The sequence below is a fragment of the Pantoea sp. Pa-EAmG genome (assembly GCF_030024295.1).
Classification (GTDB): domain Bacteria; phylum Pseudomonadota; class Gammaproteobacteria; order Enterobacterales; family Enterobacteriaceae; genus Pantoea; species Pantoea dispersa.
The window spans coordinates 1-556 of the sequence record NZ_JASEWO010000418.1 but is presented as its reverse complement, the minus strand read 5'-3'; the positions used below and the strand labels follow the sequence as shown (position 1 = coordinate 556).

Annotated in this window: 1 pseudogene; it reads left to right on the top strand. The window is 47.8% G+C overall.

Annotation, left to right across the window (positions count from 1 at the left end):
• Positions 1-369: pseudogene (locus tag QMM04_RS23015) on the top strand (hypothetical protein); the annotation flags it as partial.
• Positions 370-556: the final 187 nt, after the last annotated feature.

Below are 556 nucleotides of genomic sequence, written 5' to 3'. Positions count from 1 at the left end.
AATTATTCCAGCCTGCAACATGAGAATGTAAGGCTGGCGATCAACTATGCCACTTTACGTCAGGCAGGATCCGCCTTACGCGCTGTGGCGTCTCGTTTTTCCTTCTGGCTTTACGATCTCGCGCCGCCGGGAACCGAGTGGAAAAATATTACCGATTTTCCCTTCAGCGGTATTGTTCTGAGCGATGACTTCTTCCGCGAAAATTATCTCAAGTTCAGCTTTCCTTTTCTGCTCGCTTCGCTGCGGGAAACACAAGCAGAGGTAATATTACGTACGCCTCAGCTCCAATTACCGGCCGAAGATTACCTGCATTTACAGCTAAGCGGCTGGCAAACGCAGCGGAGCTGTCATCCGCTCTTCCCGGGGTAAACGTTTACACAAAATTCTGCGCGTCGGCGTTATCACCCGATTACGCCGGACAGGATGGCGCAATATCCTCATAAAATGTCGTGTCACTGCCTGATAAAAAGAGCAAAGCGCTAAAAAAATCAAACCTGTTAACGTTTTTAAGATAAAATTTAACGCAAAGGGATCATCCTGCTTAACGGAAAAGCAC